This is a genomic window from Paenibacillus sp. 32O-W (assembly GCF_007679495.1).
Lineage (GTDB): Bacteria > Bacillota > Bacilli > Paenibacillales > NBRC-103111 > Paenibacillus_L > Paenibacillus_L residui.
Genome location: NZ_VEGP01000029.1, coordinates 1 through 19,972 on the forward strand (window position 1 = coordinate 1; position 19,972 = coordinate 19,972).

The 19,972-nt window shown below is 46.6% G+C and carries 14 protein-coding genes and 1 pseudogene; 1 reads left to right on the forward strand and 14 read right to left on the reverse strand.

Features of this window, described 5'->3' with window-relative positions:
* Nucleotides 1-130: 130 nt before the first annotated feature.
* From FS806_RS13025 to FS806_RS13060, 9 genes and pseudogenes are all read right to left on the reverse strand, one after another.
* Complete coding sequence (locus FS806_RS13025) at nt 131-1,282, reverse strand: ImmA/IrrE family metallo-endopeptidase (RefSeq protein WP_144936990.1); 1,152 nt, start codon at nt 1,280-1,282, stop codon at nt 131-133.
* A 129-nt stretch (nt 1,283-1,411) separates the two neighbouring features.
* The gene (locus FS806_RS13030) at nt 1,412-4,462 is read right to left on the reverse strand and encodes a type III restriction-modification system endonuclease (protein WP_144936993.1); all 3,051 of its coding nucleotides are present in this window, start codon (nt 4,460-4,462) and stop codon (nt 1,412-1,414) included.
* A gap of 15 nt (nt 4,463-4,477) precedes the next feature.
* Entirely contained in the window at nt 4,478-6,442 is a 1,965-nt protein-coding gene (locus FS806_RS13035) for a site-specific DNA-methyltransferase (protein WP_144936996.1), read from the reverse strand.
* 19 nt (nt 6,443-6,461) lie between these two features.
* The gene (locus tag FS806_RS13040; RefSeq protein WP_144936999.1) at nt 6,462-7,115 is read right to left on the reverse strand and encodes a DUF4391 domain-containing protein; all 654 of its coding nucleotides are present in this window, start codon (nt 7,113-7,115) and stop codon (nt 6,462-6,464) included.
* Nucleotides 7,115-10,369, reverse strand: a complete 3,255-nt coding sequence (locus FS806_RS13045; protein ID WP_144937002.1) for a helicase-related protein — start codon at nt 10,367-10,369, stop codon at nt 7,115-7,117. The genes FS806_RS13040 and FS806_RS13045 overlap by 1 nt, the downstream gene beginning before the upstream one ends.
* Nucleotides 10,370-10,609: 240 nt before the next feature.
* Nucleotides 10,610-10,833: pseudogene (locus FS806_RS26180) on the reverse strand (hypothetical protein); the annotation flags it as partial.
* Nucleotides 10,834-10,918: 85 nt separating this feature from the next.
* Complete coding sequence (rlmH, locus tag FS806_RS13050) at nt 10,919-11,398, reverse strand: 23S rRNA (pseudouridine(1915)-N(3))-methyltransferase RlmH (RefSeq protein ID WP_144937005.1); 480 nt, start codon at nt 11,396-11,398, stop codon at nt 10,919-10,921.
* A 675-nt stretch (nt 11,399-12,073) separates the two neighbouring features.
* Nucleotides 12,074-12,247 (reverse strand): CxxH/CxxC protein, encoded by a 174-nt coding sequence (locus tag FS806_RS13055; RefSeq protein WP_144937008.1) that lies wholly within the window; start codon nt 12,245-12,247, stop codon nt 12,074-12,076.
* Between the two features lie 33 nt (nt 12,248-12,280).
* A complete protein-coding gene (locus FS806_RS13060) occupies nt 12,281-13,453 on the reverse strand; it encodes a S1C family serine protease (RefSeq protein ID WP_144937011.1) in 1,173 nt (390 codons plus the stop codon).
* Nucleotides 13,454-13,581: 128 nt separating this feature from the next.
* On the opposite strand from FS806_RS13060, the gene FS806_RS13065 reads away from it, so the two are divergent.
* Entirely contained in the window at nt 13,582-13,809 is a 228-nt protein-coding gene (locus FS806_RS13065; RefSeq protein WP_144937013.1) for a hypothetical protein, read from the forward strand.
* On the opposite strand, the gene FS806_RS13070 is transcribed toward FS806_RS13065, so the two are convergent.
* From FS806_RS13070 to yycF, 5 genes are all read right to left on the reverse strand, one after another.
* Nucleotides 13,748-14,554, reverse strand: a complete 807-nt coding sequence (locus tag FS806_RS13070) for an MBL fold metallo-hydrolase (RefSeq protein WP_144937016.1) — start codon at nt 14,552-14,554, stop codon at nt 13,748-13,750. The two genes, FS806_RS13065 and FS806_RS13070, sit on opposite strands and share 62 nt — an antisense overlap.
* Before the next feature lie 227 nt (nt 14,555-14,781).
* Nucleotides 14,782-15,531, reverse strand: coding sequence for a two-component system regulatory protein YycI (yycI, locus tag FS806_RS13075; protein ID WP_144937019.1), 750 nt, complete (start codon nt 15,529-15,531; stop codon nt 14,782-14,784).
* Between the two features lie 300 nt (nt 15,532-15,831).
* On the reverse strand, nt 15,832-17,142 hold the full coding sequence (locus FS806_RS13080; protein WP_144937021.1) for a YycH family regulatory protein: 1,311 nt from the start codon (nt 17,140-17,142) through the stop codon (nt 15,832-15,834).
* Nucleotides 17,126-19,000 (reverse strand): cell wall metabolism sensor histidine kinase WalK, encoded by a 1,875-nt coding sequence (gene walK / locus FS806_RS13085; protein WP_144937024.1) that lies wholly within the window; start codon nt 18,998-19,000, stop codon nt 17,126-17,128. The genes FS806_RS13080 and walK overlap by 17 nt, the downstream gene beginning before the upstream one ends.
* Nucleotides 19,001-19,717, reverse strand: a complete 717-nt coding sequence (yycF, locus tag FS806_RS13090; protein WP_144937027.1) for a response regulator YycF — start codon at nt 19,715-19,717, stop codon at nt 19,001-19,003.
* Between the last annotated feature and the right edge of the window lie 255 nt (nt 19,718-19,972).

A 19,972-nucleotide genomic window follows, 5' to 3' on the forward strand; every position in this document is an offset into this window, starting at 1 on the left:
GGGTTTTTCACTCGGATCGCCTCCCACAGGCAACAAGGTTTTACCTATAGGTATTAGACATTTGTTTCCAAAATCCTTTAGTGCCATTTATATAGAACATTAGTATCTAAAACAAATCTTAATGATTCTGTCATGAATACACCTCAATTCCAAGGTGTTTCGCATACTCCGAAAAGGTATTTCCTTTAAGGCCTGTCAGTCTATATGCTTCGTTATATTGCAAACGCCCTTCCTTTGCACTTGTAAACACAGCTTCCGCAAAACGTCGGCCAATTCGGAAGTGTTGGTTCGAGTAGAAGTTTCCCCCGCCTTCTCCATCTTGAGCTTGTTTACGCTCAATTTCAACCCATGCATGATAAAAATCAAAAAACTCATCTCTAGATATTAACATCAAGTCTAAAGCTCTTCGAGCTGTTACAATGCTGCTCACCTTGAAATGTTTTGCCAAAAGGTTGAACCGATCAGGGTCATTATTGATACTCCCCCACACCGATCTCAACTCATCTTCTGGCACGAGGAATTCTGCTGCTGTTTGATTACAAGCTTGCTCAATCCCTTTATTAGAAGGTTGAAGGTTAGAAAGATCAAAGGCCGCACTTGCCCCAAACCAGATGTGAGCTAATTCGTGAGCAATGGTAAACATCTGAGCAGCCTTACCATCAGCTCCGTTAATGAATATCAGCGGGGCATATTCATCCACAAGAACAAAACCCCTGAATTCATTCACATCCAGCTTCCTGTGTGTGTTGTTCCCTACTATTCCATTTCTAACAACCAAGACACCAGTATTCTCGATTTTGATCATTAACATTTGGAGAGCTTCCTGCCAACTTTTACAGTCCGCTGCCCAACCATTTTCAATTTCCAAAGTCCTTCTAATTTTTTGGGCCACTTCCTTGGGTTTATCCGTCAATTGGCAAGATCCAACATAGGATAGCGGTTCTTGCCCCATATCCAATAAATATTCACGCATCCATGCTTGCCTTCGCTGCATCATTTGGACAGTTTCCAGCAAGTCAGGACTTGGTTTAGAAGCATAAGTATCATCAATTGTTCTATAGTGTGGAATAGGCAACTGTATTTGCGGTGGTTTAGATAAAAAGAAAAAACCGAGTGGAGTGGAAGTGGCTTTAGCAAGCTGTTCCAGTTGTCTTAATGTTGGTTGTGTTTCATTTTTCATCCAACTAATTAACTTCGGGAACTTCTTTTCAATCGTCTCAGCTACATCTGCACGTTGTAAAGCCCACCGAATCACTTCTGGGTTCACTGCAACTCTTGCCACTTCCGCCACCTCCTTTTTAAGTTCATTTTATGATATTCAATTGGTATTTGGAATCACAATTTTTAGCTGTAGCCATTCAACCAATATCACCGATTAACAAATTCCAGCAATATTATGCCCAATTTTAATTCAAGCCTTCACAATCTCCAACAATTTCTCATAACTGTTCACGACATCATACTTCAGCTGTCCTGTATTCAACTTAGCAAAGTGTTTTCGGGCACATTCGATCTTCGCCTTCTCCACTTCCCGGAGCTCCAAGGATTCCATGGAGCCTTTCGTTTCTGCAATGAAGTAAATGTGCTTCACTTCACCTTCTTTGAATACAATTGCCCAGTCCGGATTGTAATTTCCCATTGGCGTTGGGATAAAAAATCCACGCGGCAGTTTGGCGTACACTCGAACTTCGTTGCTGACATCAAGCTCTCTAGCAAAAGCACGCTCGATCTTGGAATCCGTCACAACATAGTCGTAAATGTGTTTTTCAACCGGGATCGCATTCTGCCCTAATTGCCCTGATAATGTATTTTTCGTAAATACGTCCGCTTCGAACGTATCATTGAGAACATCATATGTGATGGATTCAATGATCGTCGTCGCCTTCTGCTCGTTGATCAGCTTGGCGGCACGAATCATGAATTCTTCCGGGTTTTTGCGGAATTGAAGGAAAGTCGCTTCTTTGATCCCCGTTAAAATTGCCACGATCGTCTTTCTCGTCAGCCGCGTTTCGTCCATTAGCTTTCCGACCAAATCGTATTTCACCCGAAAATCCGGTTTCACTTCCACAAGCTCTGTTTTGGTTTCTCGCGTCTGAAAGGCTTCCCCCGACTTTAGCTGTTGCTGGGACTCAATTCGGTTCATTTCGCCATGCCTGATTGCATATCGGATCGCAGGCACTTGTAAATGATTGTCCAAAGTCCATACACATTTCTTAACAAGTTCCTCGGAGTCGAATTTGACAGTATACACGGATTTGCGATTAATTTGGTTCCAAAGCTCTTGAAATTCCTTTTTATAAAAATTGTTATTGACCATAACGGAAGCAATATTACGGTTCCGTTCATTATCCGCCAGATTCGATTTGCCCTCTACATAAATCGACTTAACCAATTCGACCAACGGTTCCTGAAAGTCCGTCAATTCCTCAGGAAGTTTGAGCCCCTGATTTTCTACAGCGTTAAAATAAACATCCGTCAAATTGTACTGATCATCCACATAATCATTTTTAATAAACGTGTACAGTAACTTGCTTGCTAAGGTATCTTCTAATTTCAATTGCTCGCCGCGTGCATTCTTCAACACCTTATCCAGGAAGAAGTCGCGATCTGCTTTGCGTGGACGATCGGACAGCGTTTCGGCGATTTCATTTTGCAGCTGTTTCGCAAATTGCTCGTACGACTCACTGGCAATGACGGTCAACACATTGATTTCATGAACGTCGATACCTGGTACACTCGAATCCATCCGTTCACCATTCTGATTGACACAAAGCCGCAGTCCCCGCCCGACTTCCTGACGTTTTTTGATGGTGGAATCGCTATATTTCAGCGTGCAAATTTGGAACACATTCGGATTATCCCAACCTTCCTTAAGAGCAGAGTGGGAGAAGATAAACCGGGTTGGTTCCGCGAAACTTAGCAATCGTTCTTTATCCCGCATAATCAGGTCATAAGCATCCGCATCATCGGAGTCCGTCTCTCTTGCCGATACCTTCGGATCGACATAACGTTTGCTTTTCTTATCGATCGAGAAATAACCCTTATGCGTTTCTTTCACCTGTATCCGATTCAAATACTGAATGTATGGATCATCGGCAAACAGCGACAATTGCTCATTGAGCAAGGCCGTGTATTCTTCCTCAAACATATCTGCGTAGACGCCATTTAATTCCGAACCATCTTTATCATATTGCCGATATTTTGCCACTTCGTCGATGAAAAAGAGCGAAAGCACTTTAATCCCTTGATGAAACAACGCACGTTCTTTTTCAAAATGGGACTTGATCGTTTCCCGAATCTGAATACGGCGGAAATGCAGTTCTCCAACATCCCCCTGAACATCTCCAGCGTATAAAGTTACGCCGTTTATAAAGCTAATGCTGTTATTTTGTCCATTAATTTCGGACACTTTATATCCCTTGTACTGCTCAAGCTCACCGGATAATTGGTATATATCGTCATTTTGTCTGATTTTATGCGTCTTCCTGGCAAGACCCGTTTTTGTCTTCACTTCGAATTCCAGCCGGGCCACCGGAGCATGCTTCGTGCTCACATCGATTCCTTCCAGATACAGATAGCTGTCCGTGCCGCTTGTTCCTTTGGCCGTAATCCCCTTCACGCTGATCTTTTTCACCAGCTTTTTGTTGTACGCATCCAAAGCATCGAGCCGGTACACTTTGTTGTAATCTTCACGATGTGTCGCCGAATATCGCAAGGTGAACAACGGATTAAAAGCCTTTAGGGATTCTTTCGTCTGCTTGCCTTCCACGGATTGCGGCTCGTCTATGATCATGATCGGATTCGTGCTCGCCAGAACGTCTATCGGTTTGCGGCTGTTGAAGTCATCCAGTTCCATGTAAATCCGTCTTGCATCTTTCCCTCTCGCATTAAAGGCCTGCGAATTGATAATCATGACATTGATCCCGGCGTCGCTGGCAAATTTCTCAATATGATGCAATTGCTTCGAATTATACACAAAGTATCGTGCCTTCGTGCCGTATTCGGACATGAAGTGATCTTCCGTGATCTGGAACGTCTTGAGCACACCTTCACGAATGGCGATAGAAGGAACAACGACAATAAACTTGCTCCATCCGTACTTTTGGTACAGTTCGAACATGGTACGGATGTACGTATAGGTTTTGCCTGTCCCGGTTTCCATTTCGATCGTCAGATTATATTTGTTCTCAAGCTTCTCGGATATTTTCAGACCGTTCTTCCGTTGCACCGTTTGGATGTTTTTCAAGATTTCCTGATCAATCAATTGAATGGCGTTGTTCTTGAATCCAATATTCGCTTGTTCGGCATTCGCGAGATCATCCATGACCATTTGTTCCGGCTTTTGTCTTCTGCCGCGGTCAAGGGTAAATCGGGACAACTCATTCGGTTGCCCCTCAAAGCAATCCACGATACTTTTTACGGCGTCCAACTGAAACTGCTGATGCTTGAATTTGATCTTCAATTTGAGCTCACCACCTTACAGCACTTGAATTTCTGTGCCCGGAGAGAGCATCTTGAACAATTCTTCTACATTGATGCGAGCGGAATCATCTTCAAAGGAACTATCGCGGAATACAACCCGAAGCGGTTTTTCCGCTGCAATTTGTATAATGACGGATTCCGATACGTTGTCATCAAAACATGCAATTAAAGAGTTTCCGGCGACGTAATGGACGGTCTTCCCTTCAATCTGTTTCGTTTCCATAGGCAACGAAAGCTCAAGGCCGAGTTCCAGCATGACCTGGATTAGCAAATCTTCCCCGGTACGATCTTCTTTGATATTGGATGCAAGATCGAACATGTCACCCTGTTTTAGCTTGTCCGGTGTGTAGTAAACGTCCTTCATGTTCGATGAATCCACGCGGAATACCCGGAAGCCGTAATCGATGTCTGCACCTGTTTCTTCTTTAATCATCTTCGCTGCCCGGCGGATACGTTCTTTACCGATTTCGCAGATGTTTTTGTAACCGGCTTTATATGCTTCGGATCTCTCATCGGTTTCTTCCGGAAGCTGTACCATAATGTATTTTCGATTTCCTCCATCTTCAGCGTTAAGTTGCATGACTGCGTGGGCAGTAGTTGCCGAGCCGGAAAAGAAGTCTAAAATTAATGCGTCTTTATTAGCAAAAGACATGATATGTTCCTTACTAATTTCTACAACTTTCGGAGTGTCAAATGGAATATCAAGTTTATTTAGTAAGTCTTCATCACTCCCACCAAAATATAAGAGGGATGGAATGTTTTCGTGCATATTTTCTTTTAATAGATATTTTCTATTCGGTATTGTCGTTTCATCTTCGCCAAACAATATCCTTCCTTCCTCCAACAATCTGTTCATAGTTGCAGATGGGTTCCTCCACCCTCTAGCTGGGACTGGGCAAGGCTTTTTGGTAATAGGATGAACCAATGGAATAAAGTAATCATCGGGTGCCTTTTTCTTGTTTGGCCAAGCCATTGAAACGGGACGAAAAACATCTCCGTTTTCATCAATCTTGTTATATGCTTTTTCCCCACCACTTAAATCCTGTTGTGAATTGATCCAGTTAACGAACTCCCTGTTAACATCGTCAAGGGTAAATGATGAACTTAGCTTGGCAAATATTTGTTGGGCTTTTTTGAGTATTTTCTCTGCATTTTTTTTAAGACGCCTAATGTCATTCTTTAAGAGACAGCTATCAATATTTTTTGCATAGGCAATAATATATTCGTGTTGATATGCAATTCCTCTTGCATCCCCTTTAGGGTTTCTTTTGTCCCAAATAATTGTGCCAAGTTCGTTTTGTTCACCATATATCTCGTTAAGAAGTTTTTGTAAATTAGTAACTTCATTCTCATCAATATTAACGAGTATTACACCATCGTCAGTCATTAAATTTCTTGCAATTTTAAGCCTCGAATACATCATTGTAAGCCAATCACTATGAAACCTACCATTTGACTCTGTATTCAGAAATAAACGGTTTCCTTCCTCGTCTACCTGACCGGATTCATCAAGATATTCTTTGGTGGATTCCTTATAGTCATCCTTATAGATGAAATCCTTCCCGGTATTATACGGTGGATCAATATAAATCAGATTAACTTTATTCAAATACGATTCCTGAAGCAGCTTTAAAACTTCAAGGTTATCACCTTCAATGTACAGGTTCTGCGTATTATCCCAATCCACGCTGTCTTCCTTGACAGGACGCAACGTTTTGTCAATCGGTGTGTTTGCGTTAAGGATGGCCTGTTTCTTCCCAGGCCACGTCAATTGATACCGTTCTTTTTCACCTTCAACCAGAACATCGAAAAGTTCCTGCTTCAACAAATCAAAATCGACCGCTCGTTTGATTTTTCCTTTTTCATCTCTGGCTTCGGTAATCACGTTGGGGAACAACTCTGCAATCTTGTCGATATTGACTTGAGTCAAATCAACCGATTTCATTGTCAATTTGTTCATTGGTTTGACCTCCAGTTACTTAATCAAGAAGTTGATTCAGTTCTTTTCTCTTGCGTTGTAGTTCCATGTTTAATTCGACTTTGCGGTTGAATTGTTTTTCAGCCCGAATCTTGGACTCTAGCCGGTGGCATTCTTGCGTCAACTTGTCAATTTGGGCTTGCCGCTCCAAAACGGCTGTAAGCTCGATTTCCGGCTTCACCTTAATGGGAAGCAGTTGACGGATGATGTTCTCATAAACAACCTTTAGATTGAGTCCTTGGAGGATATCCAGCTCGATACTCTCCGCCGGTTGCCAGTCCGTCTCGTGGTAGGAACGAACTACAGACCGATTGTCGTCGGTTTGATTTCGCTCTTTGTAGGCGATAGCGAGCTTGGCCTGACCATCATACATTAAGACATGCAAAATGGGATAAGGGATCGCCTTGTCAATATTCCGCAGCAAGTCAAGGGAGTAGGTTTGCTCCTTCAAATGAATCTCGAATATCTGAATTTCTTCAATGTCGTCTTTCGGATCGAGACGAATCGTCTCCTTGGATAACTTGTGTTTCCAGATGATCGATTCGACTTGTTCAGTAAACAATTCCTTCAGATGTTGGTTTGCATGCAGCTTCTCATAAAATTTGTTCTTCGGAATTTTGCGGTTTACGAGTGTACTTGACGGCAATTGAAACATCACGCATTCACCTGCCTGATGACGACAAAGGTGATGAGTTCAAAGTCCTCAATCCCTTTAATCGAGTCGATTAGTGCCGTCGTCCCGCCGCTACTGAACAAGCTGTCCAGATCGTTTTCTTCTTTCACCTGAACAATTGAGCGAATCGTTTCTTCCAACAACATGGAATACATGTACATCTTTTTGCCGTCTTTCGTCGCTTGATTGAAGCTGCGGCAAGCATCCATCATTGGTTCGGATTGCCCTCTGCATAGAGATCGCAGGATATCAAGTGTCTTTTTGACATCCATATGATTGGTGATGACTTCACCATCTTCGCTCATATAGACAAGGTAAAAGGGATGTAGCCGGTTCTGCTTGTCGGGGTTCAGTTCCTCATTGACATTGCGAAGAACAAAGATGACGCCGGGCTTTGCTCCCTTCTCTTCATCAGCAGCCACAACCGCATGCAGTCCGCTCGGAACGGTATCAAGTTCTCCGTTTTCCTTGACATAGTTCACCAAGTCCATGCGGAAATCGTTCAGGCCCAAATCGGTGATGGAGACGCCTGTGTTCATATCATCCAGATCGACGACTTCCTTTTGCAAACGATGAAGTTGCTGCTTCCGATATTCCAGATCGCTGGATTGATTGAACAGAACGTTATCATCGCCGGTTGCCGTCATATCCATGATGACCATGCGATTTTCGACCCGTTCTTTTAACTGAATGTATTCATCCAGCGTCATGTTGGGCCAGAAGTTCACCAATTGAATTTCCTTGTTCTGCGAACCGATCCGGTCTATTCGGCCAAATCGTTGAATAATCCGCACTGGATTCCAGTGAATGTCATAGTTGATAAGATAGTCGCAATCTTGCAAGTTTTGCCCCTCAGAAATACAATCGGAAGCAATGAGCAGATCAATCTCGCCTTTGACATCCGGCATGGTCAGCTTCTTCTCCTTGGATCGAGGCGAGAAGCAAGTCAGCAATGTGCTGATATCATTCCGCAAACCAGCGGTGTTTTTGTTCTCATCGCTGCCGACGATTTTGGCCGTGTCGATATTGTACTTCGCCTTCATGTACGCAGATAAATGCGTGTACAAGTACGCCGCGGTATCCGTGAACGCACTGAAAATGATGACTTTGCGGTTGCCGGGATTGATCGGATGATTGATTTTGTGATCAATAACCTGCTTTAATGTGTTTAGCTTCGCATCATGTTCAGGCGTTACTTTCCGCATTTCAGACAGCAAGGCGGAAAGAATGTTGTGATCATTCATCAAATCTTCTTTCCAGCGAAGAACATCCATATCGGACAAATTGATCTTGATTGTATCCCCGATGCTGAAATCATCGTCCAACCAGTCGTCATCGTCAAGATTGGCATCCTCAATATCGGTATAACCTACAGCGTCGGATTTCCCGCTTCGCTCGAACGCTTCGATTTGCTGAAGCGTCTGATCAATTTTGGAGACAATCTTGGAAAGGGTCAATCGGAAAGATTCCACTGAACTTTCCAGGCGTTTCAGCAGGTTGATCCGCATCAAGAGTTGCAAGCTGCCTTCGCGATCCATCTGCCTGAAGTTCCCGCTCCCGCCCCTTACGCTGGTGTCATACAACTCTTCATAGAAACGCAATCGGCTCGGCTGAATGTATTTGAATGGTGCATAAATGCCGAGATTGATTCTGGACAACTCTATAAAAATTTCATTATACCCGATAACATCCGTTCTGTCGGTCAAATCGCAAAACTTGGAGAGAGGCGGCAGTCGTCTGGGGAACTCGCCGATTTCTTCCGCTTTGTAATACTTCTGGATATGCTTGCGTGACCGGGCGATCGTCAAGCTGTCCAGCAGCTCAAAAAAGTCGAAGTCGAGCATACCAAGAAGCGTCTCCGTTGTACGTTCAGCAACATCCATCTTAGACCACTGGTTAAACGCGGACTGGGCTCGTTTGAAGATGTCGTTAATCCCCCGCTCCGTGCCCAACTTGCTGTTGATTTCCTCTGGATTTCCTTCATAAGCCAAGGCAAGCTGGTTGCGAAGATCCATGAACTTGTTGTTCACCGGAGTAGCGGAGAGCATGAGCACTTTCGTTTTCACGCCGCTTTTTAACACTTTCCGCATCAGCTTCTGATACCGCGTCTCTTTATCTTTCTTGGCTTCGTTGTTACGGAAATTATGCGACTCATCAATGACGAGCAGATCGTAATTGCCCCAATTCAACCGGTCAAGCGGGATATCGTTTGATTTGCCTCTTTCCCGCGATATGTCCGTATGGTAGAGTACATCATAGCGGAATCGGTCAGCATACAAAATATTGTTGGTTACATTCTGTTTATAGGTAAGCCAGTTGTCGCCGAGTTTCTTGGGACATAACAACAATACGGACTTGTTGCGAAGTTCATAGTATTTAATGATGCCAAGAGCCGTGAATGTTTTCCCCAGACCGACGCTGTCTGCCAGGATGCATCCATTGTATTTTTCCAGTTTATTAATCGCACCAAGAACCGCATCTTTCTGGAAGTGATAGAGACGTTTCCAGATTTCCGTCTCTTTGAATCCAGTTGCTTCGTTGGGCAATATGTCTTCTGTGATGTCCGATAGGAACTCGTTGAAAATATTGTACAAAATGACATAGTAAATGAACTCCGGAGAGTTCTCTTTATACACCGATGAAATATGCTCCACAACTTGGTTCGTGACATCTTCAAGCTTGCTTTTGTCATTCCATACCTGATCGAACAGATCGAAATACATTTTGGTAAACGGAGCTTCTGTGAACTTGTTCACCATCTTGGAGAGAGCATTGCCCTTTTCATAACCAAGATCAACGGTCGTAAAGCCATCAATCGGCATATAGGTGATCGGCTCGTTTGCAGTCTGCACATTCAGCATGCCTTGCATTAAACCTGAAGTACGGTTCGATTTGAACGTGACTTTTTTACGAATCCAGTCACTGCACTCTTTTGCAATCGCTTTGAGTGTCAATTCGTTTTTGAGCCGGATTTCAAATTCGGTGCCGTACAAGCTTTTTTCCCGGTTCCGTTTCGGGATGTAAAATTCCCGTTTTTCTTTTTGAATGTTGTCTGCAATGAATGTGGGGGAAGTGAAGATAAAGCGGACTTCCTCCACCTGATTCAGTTCTTTCATTAAGGCTTCATAGGCATAAATGGAGAAGCATGATGCAGCAATCGATATTTTGCTGCCTTTACAGAGTTCAAGTTTCAAATTTTCCCCGAGAAGATGGTCGATATTATTGATGATTTCCATAGTTCACCTCTTGTTCCGCCCAAAACCACGTAACTTTTCTTATTCGACATCTCATGTTGAATTTCCTTGTTTCAAGTTTTCGCAATTCCTACTTTAGGGAAATTCGATTAGGGGTTGAAATCGAGAAAAACCAAGCCAAAAGTCGTAAAACCAACATTTGAAAGGTTAGATTCAGATGATACCGACCGCAAACGAAGGGCAAGGTGGAAAAAGAGAGGCAGCGACAGGATCAAACGGCATGTAGCTCTCCTCACAGCCGAGTATCCAGCCGACGACGAGATAGAACAGGATACGGTGAACGAGAAAGAACAAGTTGGGCCTTTTGCCACCGGAGAGGCTACGCATAAAAAGGCCGAGAAGATTTTGACGCCTCCGAAGCTGGTCGCGTTTTGCAGTAAGAATTCGGGCTTGATTTTGCTGATGGCTGTGGTGTTCCTCTCTTTGGGTGATGTTGTTCTGGACAAACACCATTCTACCAAAGATTTGGAGCCTTTTTCATATTTTCAAAGGAGCGATACTTTTGAAATTCAGGTTGATACAAATTTCGCCTCACTTATGGTACGGTTCCCCCCGCATAATCTTAAAAGCGCGGTAGATTTGCTCCACCAGGATGAGGCGTATGAGCTGGTGAGGGTAGGTTAGGCGGCCGAAGGAGAGGTGCTGATTGGCGCGCTTGAGGACGGCATCGGAGAGGCCGTTGGATCCGCCGATAATGAAGGTGACCTGGCTGCGGCCGTAGGTGGCCAATTGGTCGAGCTGCCGGGACAGCTCCTCGGATGTCCACATTTGCCCTTCAATGGCCAGGGCGATGACATGTGCATCCGGCTTGATTTGCGCCAGGATGCGCTCCCCCTCCTTCGCCTTGACCTGCTCCTCCTCGGCTGCGCTCATCGACTCCGGTGCTTTCTCGTCCGGCAATTCTGTGATCTGCAGCTTGGCATAGGGCCCCAGCCTTTTGGAGTACTCCGCAATGCCTTGGGTTAAATACTTTTCCTTCAGTTTGCCGACGCCAATAATTTGAATTTGCACAATCTTGCGCCCCTTCCTCGTTATTTCTTTATGTATGATTGAGCTGTGAATAGGCCCATGAACAAGCCTCCCAAAGTAATACTAAGTAATATTTAGTATTATCAGAAACTTCCGCAGGAATAAACTCCAGTCCGGGAGGATAAAAAAAGCTCCAAACGAAGCCTTTTCGAAGATGAATAACCCGGTATTAGAGGTGGCTTTTTATGCCAATTAGAAAGTTTGTTCCTTGTTTAATGCTTTTAATGAACTTAAACTTTCTAATGTGGTAAAAAAAGCTCCTAACGAAGCCTCTTCGAAGACGAATAACCCGGTTTTAAAGGTAGCTTTTTATGCCAATTAGAAAGTCGTTCCATTTTAATGCTTTAATGAACACTTTCTAATGTGGTAAAAAAAGCTCCTAACGAAGCCTCTTCGAAGACGAATAACCCGGTTTTAAAGGTAGCTTTTTATGCCAATTAGAAAGTCGTTCCATTTTAATGCTTTAATGAACACTTTCTAATGTGGTAAGCAAAACCGCCAGGACTAACCCGGCGGCCATTCAACATTTTCATCTCAGTTGTTAAAGGGAGTTCAAATAAAACACCGGATTCAGCCTCTCTCTGTGCTGCAAAATTTGTCGTCCGGCGAACCTCCACGCTTGGAGCGCCGAAACTACATGTTTGGTCGTCCGAACTACTAAATCACCAAGAAAAGAGCCTCGTGCTTGCAGCCCTTCTCCTCGCACAGATGTGGAGGGTCCCATTCTTTGAAGCTGACTTCCGATAGCGCGTATAGGTCCGGCGCCTCTTCATATTCGTCGACGAATCGATCGATTGCGATTTCCAGATGCTCCTTACAAACGACATACATAGCTATGTTCTCACCTATATTCTCTCAAGTTCGTCACGACTCGTCATTCTCTGCGAGCGTTAGCGTAACGGTCTCTTTCTTTCCGTCCCGATAGTACGTAATCGTTATTTTCTCGCCAATTTTCTTGTTCTGGTACAAATATTTGCGCAGAGACAGAGTACCATGGACAGGCTGGTTATCCAATTGGACTATAACGTCATTTGTTGACAAACCTGCCTCCGCGGCTGGCCCGTAAACCTCCAAGATTATCGCGCCGGTCTTCACATCGTCGGGCAGCTTCAGCAATTCCAGCCCGCTCTTGAAGGAAGTCAGATTGACCGTAGATACCCCTATGAACGGACGAAGCACCTTGCCATGCTCGATCAGTTCATCCAGCACCGCCTTCACCTCATTGATCGGAATCGCGAATCCGAGTCCTTCCACTCCGGTATCCGCCACCTTCAAGCTGTTAATCCCGATCACTTTCCCGTCCAGATCAACCAGAGCTCCGCCGCTGTTCCCTTGATTAATAGCCGCATCCGTCTGAATCATGTCCAGCTCCCATTCATACTCGCCATCATGCCCGGGATAGACCGGGATCGTCCTCTTCGGCCAACTGATAATTCCTGCGGTGACTGTCTGAGACAGCCCGCCGAGGGGATTCCCGATGGCGATGGCCGTTTGGCCCGACTTCAATTTATCCGAATTCCCGAATTCCGCCACCGTCTTGATCCCGCTGGCGTCGATTTCCAGGACGGCCAGATCGGCCAAATAATCCGCACCAACCACTGTGGCCTGCTTATGCTCCCCGGTAGGCAGCACCACCTCGAACGAGGTCGCTTCCTCCAGCACATGATTATTCGTTACGACTAGCGCCCGGTCGCCATCCTTCCGGAAAATGACTCCCGAACCCATTCCAATCCCGCGTACCTTGCCTCCGTCTTTATCCTTGATCGAGCTGATGATGCTGACGACGGTCGGACTGACTTTATCTACGGCCTTGACCCGGCTGACGTCAATAACCTCCAGAGGAACCGAAGCGGTCGCAGGGGTCCCCTCCCCATGTGAAATAATTGACATCAGGAAGAAGGTAACGAGTGAACCCGCTATGGCGGACAGAACCAGCAGCAGGGCAGTCCTGTTGTGCCACCAACGGCGGCGTTCGGGGCCTTTCCTTGCCCACCTTGACACCTTGGTGGAATAGAATTCGTCATTGAACAAGCTCATCGTTTCCCCTCTTTCCCGCTTAATTTCCGAATCATTTTTATACTGGGGTGGAATGTTTCGGCACTTTGAAGCCTACAATAATAGTAGCCGCAGCAAAATCATAGATTGCTAGAAAGGTGGTACCGGTTATGAATCTGCATTTTAAAGAAATCGATTTGATCGGCAAGCTCGCCGACCTTAAGGAAGATCACTATCGGCAAACTCTTGTGCTGAGCGCCATTATCGAGCTGCTGATTGATAAGAAAGTGATCACCCGTGAAGAAATCGAGACGATGGCCCGGAAGCTGGACCCGGTTATTCCTCATCCAGACTATCCCATTCCGTTGGACGATCAAAGTAAGTATCCTTTAGAGTAAGCCGCCCATCGTTTAGAGTTATGTCATTCTGTTCCAAAATATTCTCCACCGTCATTCGCGCCAGATCCATCAGATTATGATTCTGGCTCAGATGCGCCAGGTACACCCTCTTCGTCTTGCCCCCAAGAATCTCGCTGAGCGCATCGCCCGCGGCTTCATTCGACAGGTGGCCTATATCGCTTAAGATCCGCCTCTTGATATTCCAGGGGTATTTGCCCATTCGCAGCATCTCGACATCATGATTCGATTCCAGAATGAGCACGTCGGAATCCAGCACCTGCTCCTTGACCTTGCTGCTCATATATCCCAGATCGGTGGCGAGACTAAGCTTCTTGTCTCCTTCATAGAAGCAGTAGCCCACCGGCTCCGCCGCGTCATGGGAAATCGCGTAGGACTCCACTTGAATGGAATCGAACTCGATCATGCTTCCGGTATCCATAACCTTCACATTGGCTTCAGCGATTTCCCCAATCTGCTTGTTCAGAGCCTCCCATGTTTTCTCATTCGCATATATGGGCAAATCATATTTCCGGGCCAGTGCTCCCAGCCCTTTGATATGATCGGAGTGCTCATGAGTGACAAGAATCGCACCCAGCTCTTCGCCCGACACGTTCCGTTCTTCCAGCAGCTGTTCAATTTTCTTGGCACTTAGCCCCGCGTCCACCAGCAGCTTGGTTTCCCCGTTCGTCACGACCATCGAATTCCCCGTCGAACCGCTTGCCAATACACTAAAACGCAATCCCATGTCAAAACTCCTATTCCTTGCCGTTATCCGACGTGAAGCTCATTCTTTCGTCAGTTCTGTTGCATATATCATATATGTATAAGCCTAGCAATTAGCCAAGCTTATACTTCAGGGCTGTTACTCGCAAATTTTTGTGAAAACAACCCCGTTTGAAATCCGAAATATCAATATAAATCTGGTATGCAAAGCTTCCTCTAATACCGGTTTATCCTTTGAAAATAGCTTCATTAGGGACTTTTCTTAGTATCCCGACTTTCCTCTACTTCCCCGTTATATGCTTGAACGTAGTAAGGGTTGCCCTCCTCCGGAGTAATCCTCCAGAAGGGAAGCATATACTGGGTCTCCGAATCGAAGTTCGGCCCGTGATACCCCAGCTTCACATCGACAATAACGGTTCCTTCCGGAAGATAATTCTCCGCTAGGCTGCGAATCGCCGTATAAGCCGAGATCACCTTCTGTTCTTGCTGCTCTCCTCCTGATTGTACTTCAACATAGGCTTGTTTGTAACCTGTAATTTGCCCGTTCTCCTCATATAATTGCAAAGTCACGTCAAACAACGGTATTTTATCCACCAGTTGATTAAAGACATACACTCCGTTGCCGCTGCGCACCGGATCGAAAGCATACTGATCGGCATACCTTACGGACGATCGGCTGGTTAATTCCCTGGCCAGGTTCTTGCTGAACGGACTGGACCATTTAAGCGGGCTGTCTAGCGGAATCTTCTCGGCATTGCGGGAAGCTTCGTCGAATTGGACGGTAAAGCTCTTCAGCTTGGGAGCATCCTTGGGGACCTCCTCTACCTTCAATTGAATATTTTTGCTGGCAAGAAGCTTGCTCGTCTCCTCAATAATGAAAGCCGTGTCGGATTCGGTGCCCGTCTGACCCCAGCGGGTCGTCCACAGTTGATATCCGAGCATAATGTTCAGAAAGAGAAAAGATAGAATCAAAATCGTTTTCGCCCTTCCCCAATCCATGGCCTCACGCTCCTTGTCCAACGCCTAATTTAGTCCGCCTCGTCCGGCCGTGCCCGGTCCTCGCCCAGTCCTTCTGTTGATTACCGTTGTTATCATCGATTGCTGTTCTTATGTCCATTCCTGCCGCTCAGGGTATTCCTTGGCCGCCCAACCGAAGTGTCCCGCCCCTTGGCTTAACCTATAGCTTGCAATAGCCAAATCTCTGCGCGGACCCTTCTCTTGAGCAACCTTTCAGAGAGCTTTCCCCATACTTCATCACCCTTGAAAATGCTTCTCCGAGCATTTCACCGGATCATTTCTCTAGCTCCCGGCCAGTTCCTCGCTCATCGGCTCCTTGAGGAACCGGTAAGTGCCGTCCTGCAGCTCTACGGCCCACTGGGGGACCAGATGGATCTTCTCATCTCCGAGAGTGGCCTGGTAAGCCGGGTAGACCGCCACCGGATTTAGACCGCTCTGTTCCAGCATTGTGGCCAACGCATCTCCGCCAGGCAGACGGTACGCGCTCTTCTCCGCCAATCTGATATCCATGTTGATCATTGACCGTTCGTAGTTGGATATAACCCCTTTTTGCATGACGATCTTGATGTACCCGAAGCTGCTCTGCTCCGTATTCATCACCGGATAACCCCCGACATACTGTCTGAATTCGAACGTTTGCGGCCCGAAGGCATAATTCGGACTTACCCGGCTGAATAAATAGTCGCTGTTCCATCCCCCGTGACGGTTAATGAACTTCACCGCGTTCGTCAAATTTTCTTTCGTTTCCGCTCTGCTTTCTACCGGTACCGAGACCGGGTCCGAATAACTAAACCAATGATCCCCATTGCGGACCTGAAGCCCTCTCTTGCCGTCTGTATAAATCTGCGCCCCATCCCGCTCGAAGAGGAAGCGGGCCATTCCCGGGTCGGGAAACAGACTGCGTTTAAGCTGATCCTCTGTGAAAATATTGAAGGGCACCTTATATTGAACCATCTGCAAATCGACTGCCGGAAGATAATAGTCATGTCTGCTGTCCGGATAGTAAGCGGGAAGATGAGCCCCGAGGCCTATTTTATTTTCCAGCTCTTTGACCGTTAAGTCCGATTGAACCGCCTCGTAGACGATTTCGGGGGAATCACTCAGAAAGTACGTCTTTACTTCTTCCTTAGATTCGTATATCCAGATTTTGGATATACCTACATCCTCCACCGTAAAATCTTCCTTGATTTTCATAATGCTCTTCAAAGTCCCAATCGGCACGGCTTCCTTGAAGCGGATTTCGATACCCGGCCTTGTATCCCGAATCAAATCCCAGTCCAGATAGGAAGCCGGAAGATTCGTGCGGCGCAAGTTTTCGAAAGAACGCTGTTTCAGCAAATCCGAGTACACCATATTATAAAATTGATGTCCGTATGGAAGTACCGTATGCTGCTTGTTTCCAAAATGGATGATCATCTGTTCGGGAAGAATGAGATCGGCCAAAGCGGCCGGCGGGCCATCCAGCCCCGAATCGACATATTCCATCTGATTGATAGGTTCGTAATTCGGTGAGCTGTAGGCCAGCAAATAGCTTTGGACCAGGCTAGCGGCGACAAGAACAACCAGCGCAACGGTTTTAGCTTTTTCCATCATGATTAGTCCCGCTTCCTTCCTCCATATAGGGAAGAGTGAAAGACACCGTCGTTCCTACATTAAACTCCGAATCTATCGCAATCGCACCGCCATGGGCTTTAATAATTTCCCGGGCAATGGACAGCCCCAGGCCCGTCCCTCCCATATTGCGCGATCTTGCTTTATCTACCCGGTAGAAACGCTCGAAGATCCGCGACAAATCCTTCTTCGGAATGCCTATTCCAGTATCCTGAATTTTAATTTCGAGCATATCATTCGGCAGCCGTTCGGCCATAATTCGAATTTGGCCGCCGTCTCCCGTATATTTAATCGCGTTGGAGACGAGGTTATCCAGCACCTGATCGATCTTGTCCCGATCCAGCCAGATCGGTGACGTATTATCACCGATAATAATCTGGATGGCGATACTGCGCTGCCGCAGCTGGAACGAGAACCGGTCAGCCACTTCATCCAGCATTTCCGTCACATGGACCTGCTCCTTCTTGAGCATCGCCTGGTTGGAATCGAGCCTGGACAGGTGAAGCAGATCCGTAACGAGCCGGATCATCCGCTCTGCTTCATTACGGGTCACCCCTACGAATTTCCTGGCCAACTGCGGTTCGTCTATAGCCCCGTCATCCAAAGCCTCCAGGTAGCTCTTGAGCGTGGTCAGCGGCGTCCTTAACTCATGAGATACGTTGGCGACGAACTCCCGGCGGGACTGCTCCAGCTCCTCCTGCTCCGTCACGTCATGGAGCACGACAATCGTTCCGGTCGTCCCCTTCTCCCGGCTGTGAACCGAAGTGAAGGTTGCTCTTACCTTACGGCTCTCTTCCGACTCCTGAGGGTGAATCTCGATCAGATGGGTAACCTCCTCGCCACGCGCGCCGGGAAGTGCCAGCTGCTTGGGAAGCCCCAGCAGTTCGTATAAATCCTTGCCGTCCGCCGGCTGATTGTTCAGCTGAAGCATTTCTCTCGCCCGGCGATTGATGACGATCACCCGGTCCTGCTCGTCTGTAGCCACGACTCCGTCACTCATGCTCGTCAAGACGGAGGCCAGCTTCTCCTTCTCTTCTTCATTCACGGACAGCGCTTCCTTCAGACGATTCGTCATATCGTTGAAGGCACGGCTCAACTGGCCGATCTCGTCGTGGCTCCATATTTTGACCTGGTGGTCGAAGTTCCCCCGGGCAACGGACGACACCTGCCGGGTGATTTCTTTAATCGGGCTCGTAATCGTGTGGGCCAGAATAATTCCGAGAAGAATCGTCATGGCGAGCGCAATTAAAATACCGGACATGAAAATCTGCTTGATCCGGTTGATCGTGTCGAAGATATCTTCCATGGAAGAGACAATATAGACCGCTCCGATGACCTTGTTTTCCTCGCTGACGGGCATGGCGATCACTTTCTTCCGTTTCCCGTCCACATCCGTCAGGATCCGCTCATTATCTTTGTCCTTAATATTCTGCAGGGCGCGGCTGACGACCTGCTGGGTATTCTTCTGCCCGATGATGGAACGGGGATACTGGTCCGATGCGCTGATGACGGTTCCGTTGGAGTTGATGATCTGAATCTCCACGTTGCTTACCTTGTACCAGTTATTGACCGTTTGGTTCAGCCGGTCGTTAATCGTCTTACCGTCTTCCGGCTTCGTTCCGGAATCGGCATTCTCCTGATTGTCCAGCAGAACGGGCTTTACCAGATCGGACAACAGCATGGCCTGGTAATTCAGAGATTCCGAGAAGTTATTCATGAATGAGGTTTCCATCGCCTTGATGAAATAGATGCCGATCAACTGCATGGCGAATAAGATTAGCAGTACATAGATGATGATCAGCTTCATCTGAATCGTTCGGAAGAACCGGATTCCTATCATTTACAGTCCCCCTGCTTTAGGGTTCCTCATTACGTAGCCTAATCCTCTTCTCGTCGTAATATATTCCGGACGGCTGGGCTCGTCTTCTATCTTCTCACGCAGCCTGCGAATCGTGACATCCACGGTGCGGACATCCCCATAGTAGTCATACCCCCACACCGCCTGGAGCAAATGCTCGCGGGTCATGACCTTCCCCGTATTCCGCGCCATATATTGAATCAGCTCGAATTCCCGATGGGTCAAATCCAGCGGCACACCGTCTTTATACACGACATACATGTCGTTATCGATTAACAGTCTGTGTATGCGTATTCCTTCCTGATCGGACGCTCCCTGCTTCTCCGGCTCATTCTTGGCCTGCCGCCGCAGGTGAGCCTTGACTCTGGCCAGAAGCTCCCGGGTTCCGAACGGCTTCGTAACATAATCGTCCGCCCCCATCTCCAGCCCCAGCACTTTATCCAGCTCCGTGTCCTTGGCTGTCAGCATAATGATCGGGGTGTCCTTCCTGTTGCGGACTTCCCGGCACACGTCCATGCCATCCTTAACGGGCAGCATCAGATCGAGCAGTATCAAATCCGGGTTCTCTGTCATAGCCAGTTCTACGGCGGTTCCCCCGTCATAGGCACAGATTACCTCGTAGCCTTCCTTCTCCAAATTAAATTTCAGTATATCGGCAATCGGTTGTTCGTCATCCACTACCAAAATTTTTCCAAACAACGATACTCACCTCATACTTTCTATCGACATTTAGAAATCCGGTGAATCTTGGGACGGAAGAAGCTGCCGGTGCAGCCTTCTCCTGTTCCTTGTTTTATCTCCTATTCCAAGGTAATCGGCTGTTGCCGTCCCTCGTTCAAGGACGTACAGGTACTCGATGAAAATAAGAACGGAGTAAGCAACTTTCTTATATTTTAACAAAAAATAGGCAGAACAGCGAACTCGTTTAGTCCGTGCCTGCCTATTCCTATCCTA

What these genes read in the sequence shown, in the direction of transcription:
- FS806_RS13035 (WP_144936996.1), bottom strand. Translation starts at nt 6,442, where the DNA reads ATGAACAAATTGACAATGAAATCGGTTGATTTGACTCAAGTCAATATC.
- FS806_RS13040 (WP_144936999.1), bottom strand. Translation starts at nt 7,115, where the DNA reads ATGTTTCAATTGCCGTCAAGTACACTCGTAAACCGCAAAATTCCGAAG.
- FS806_RS13045 (WP_144937002.1), bottom strand. Translation starts at nt 10,369, where the DNA reads ATGGAAATCATCAATAATATCGACCATCTTCTCGGGGAAAATTTGAAA.
- FS806_RS13055 (WP_144937008.1), bottom strand. Translation starts at nt 12,247, where the DNA reads ATGTATGTCGTTTGTAAGGAGCATCTGGAAATCGCAATCGATCGATTC.
- FS806_RS13060 (WP_144937011.1), bottom strand. Translation starts at nt 13,453, where the DNA reads ATGAGCTTGTTCAATGACGAATTCTATTCCACCAAGGTGTCAAGGTGG.
- FS806_RS13065 (WP_144937013.1), top strand. Translation starts at nt 13,582, where the DNA reads ATGAATCTGCATTTTAAAGAAATCGATTTGATCGGCAAGCTCGCCGAC.
- FS806_RS13070 (WP_144937016.1), bottom strand. Translation starts at nt 14,554, where the DNA reads ATGGGATTGCGTTTTAGTGTATTGGCAAGCGGTTCGACGGGGAATTCG.
- yycI (WP_144937019.1), bottom strand. Translation starts at nt 15,531, where the DNA reads ATGGATTGGGGAAGGGCGAAAACGATTTTGATTCTATCTTTTCTCTTT.
- FS806_RS13080 (WP_144937021.1), bottom strand. Translation starts at nt 17,142, where the DNA reads ATGATGGAAAAAGCTAAAACCGTTGCGCTGGTTGTTCTTGTCGCCGCT.
- walK (WP_144937024.1), bottom strand. Translation starts at nt 19,000, where the DNA reads ATGATAGGAATCCGGTTCTTCCGAACGATTCAGATGAAGCTGATCATC.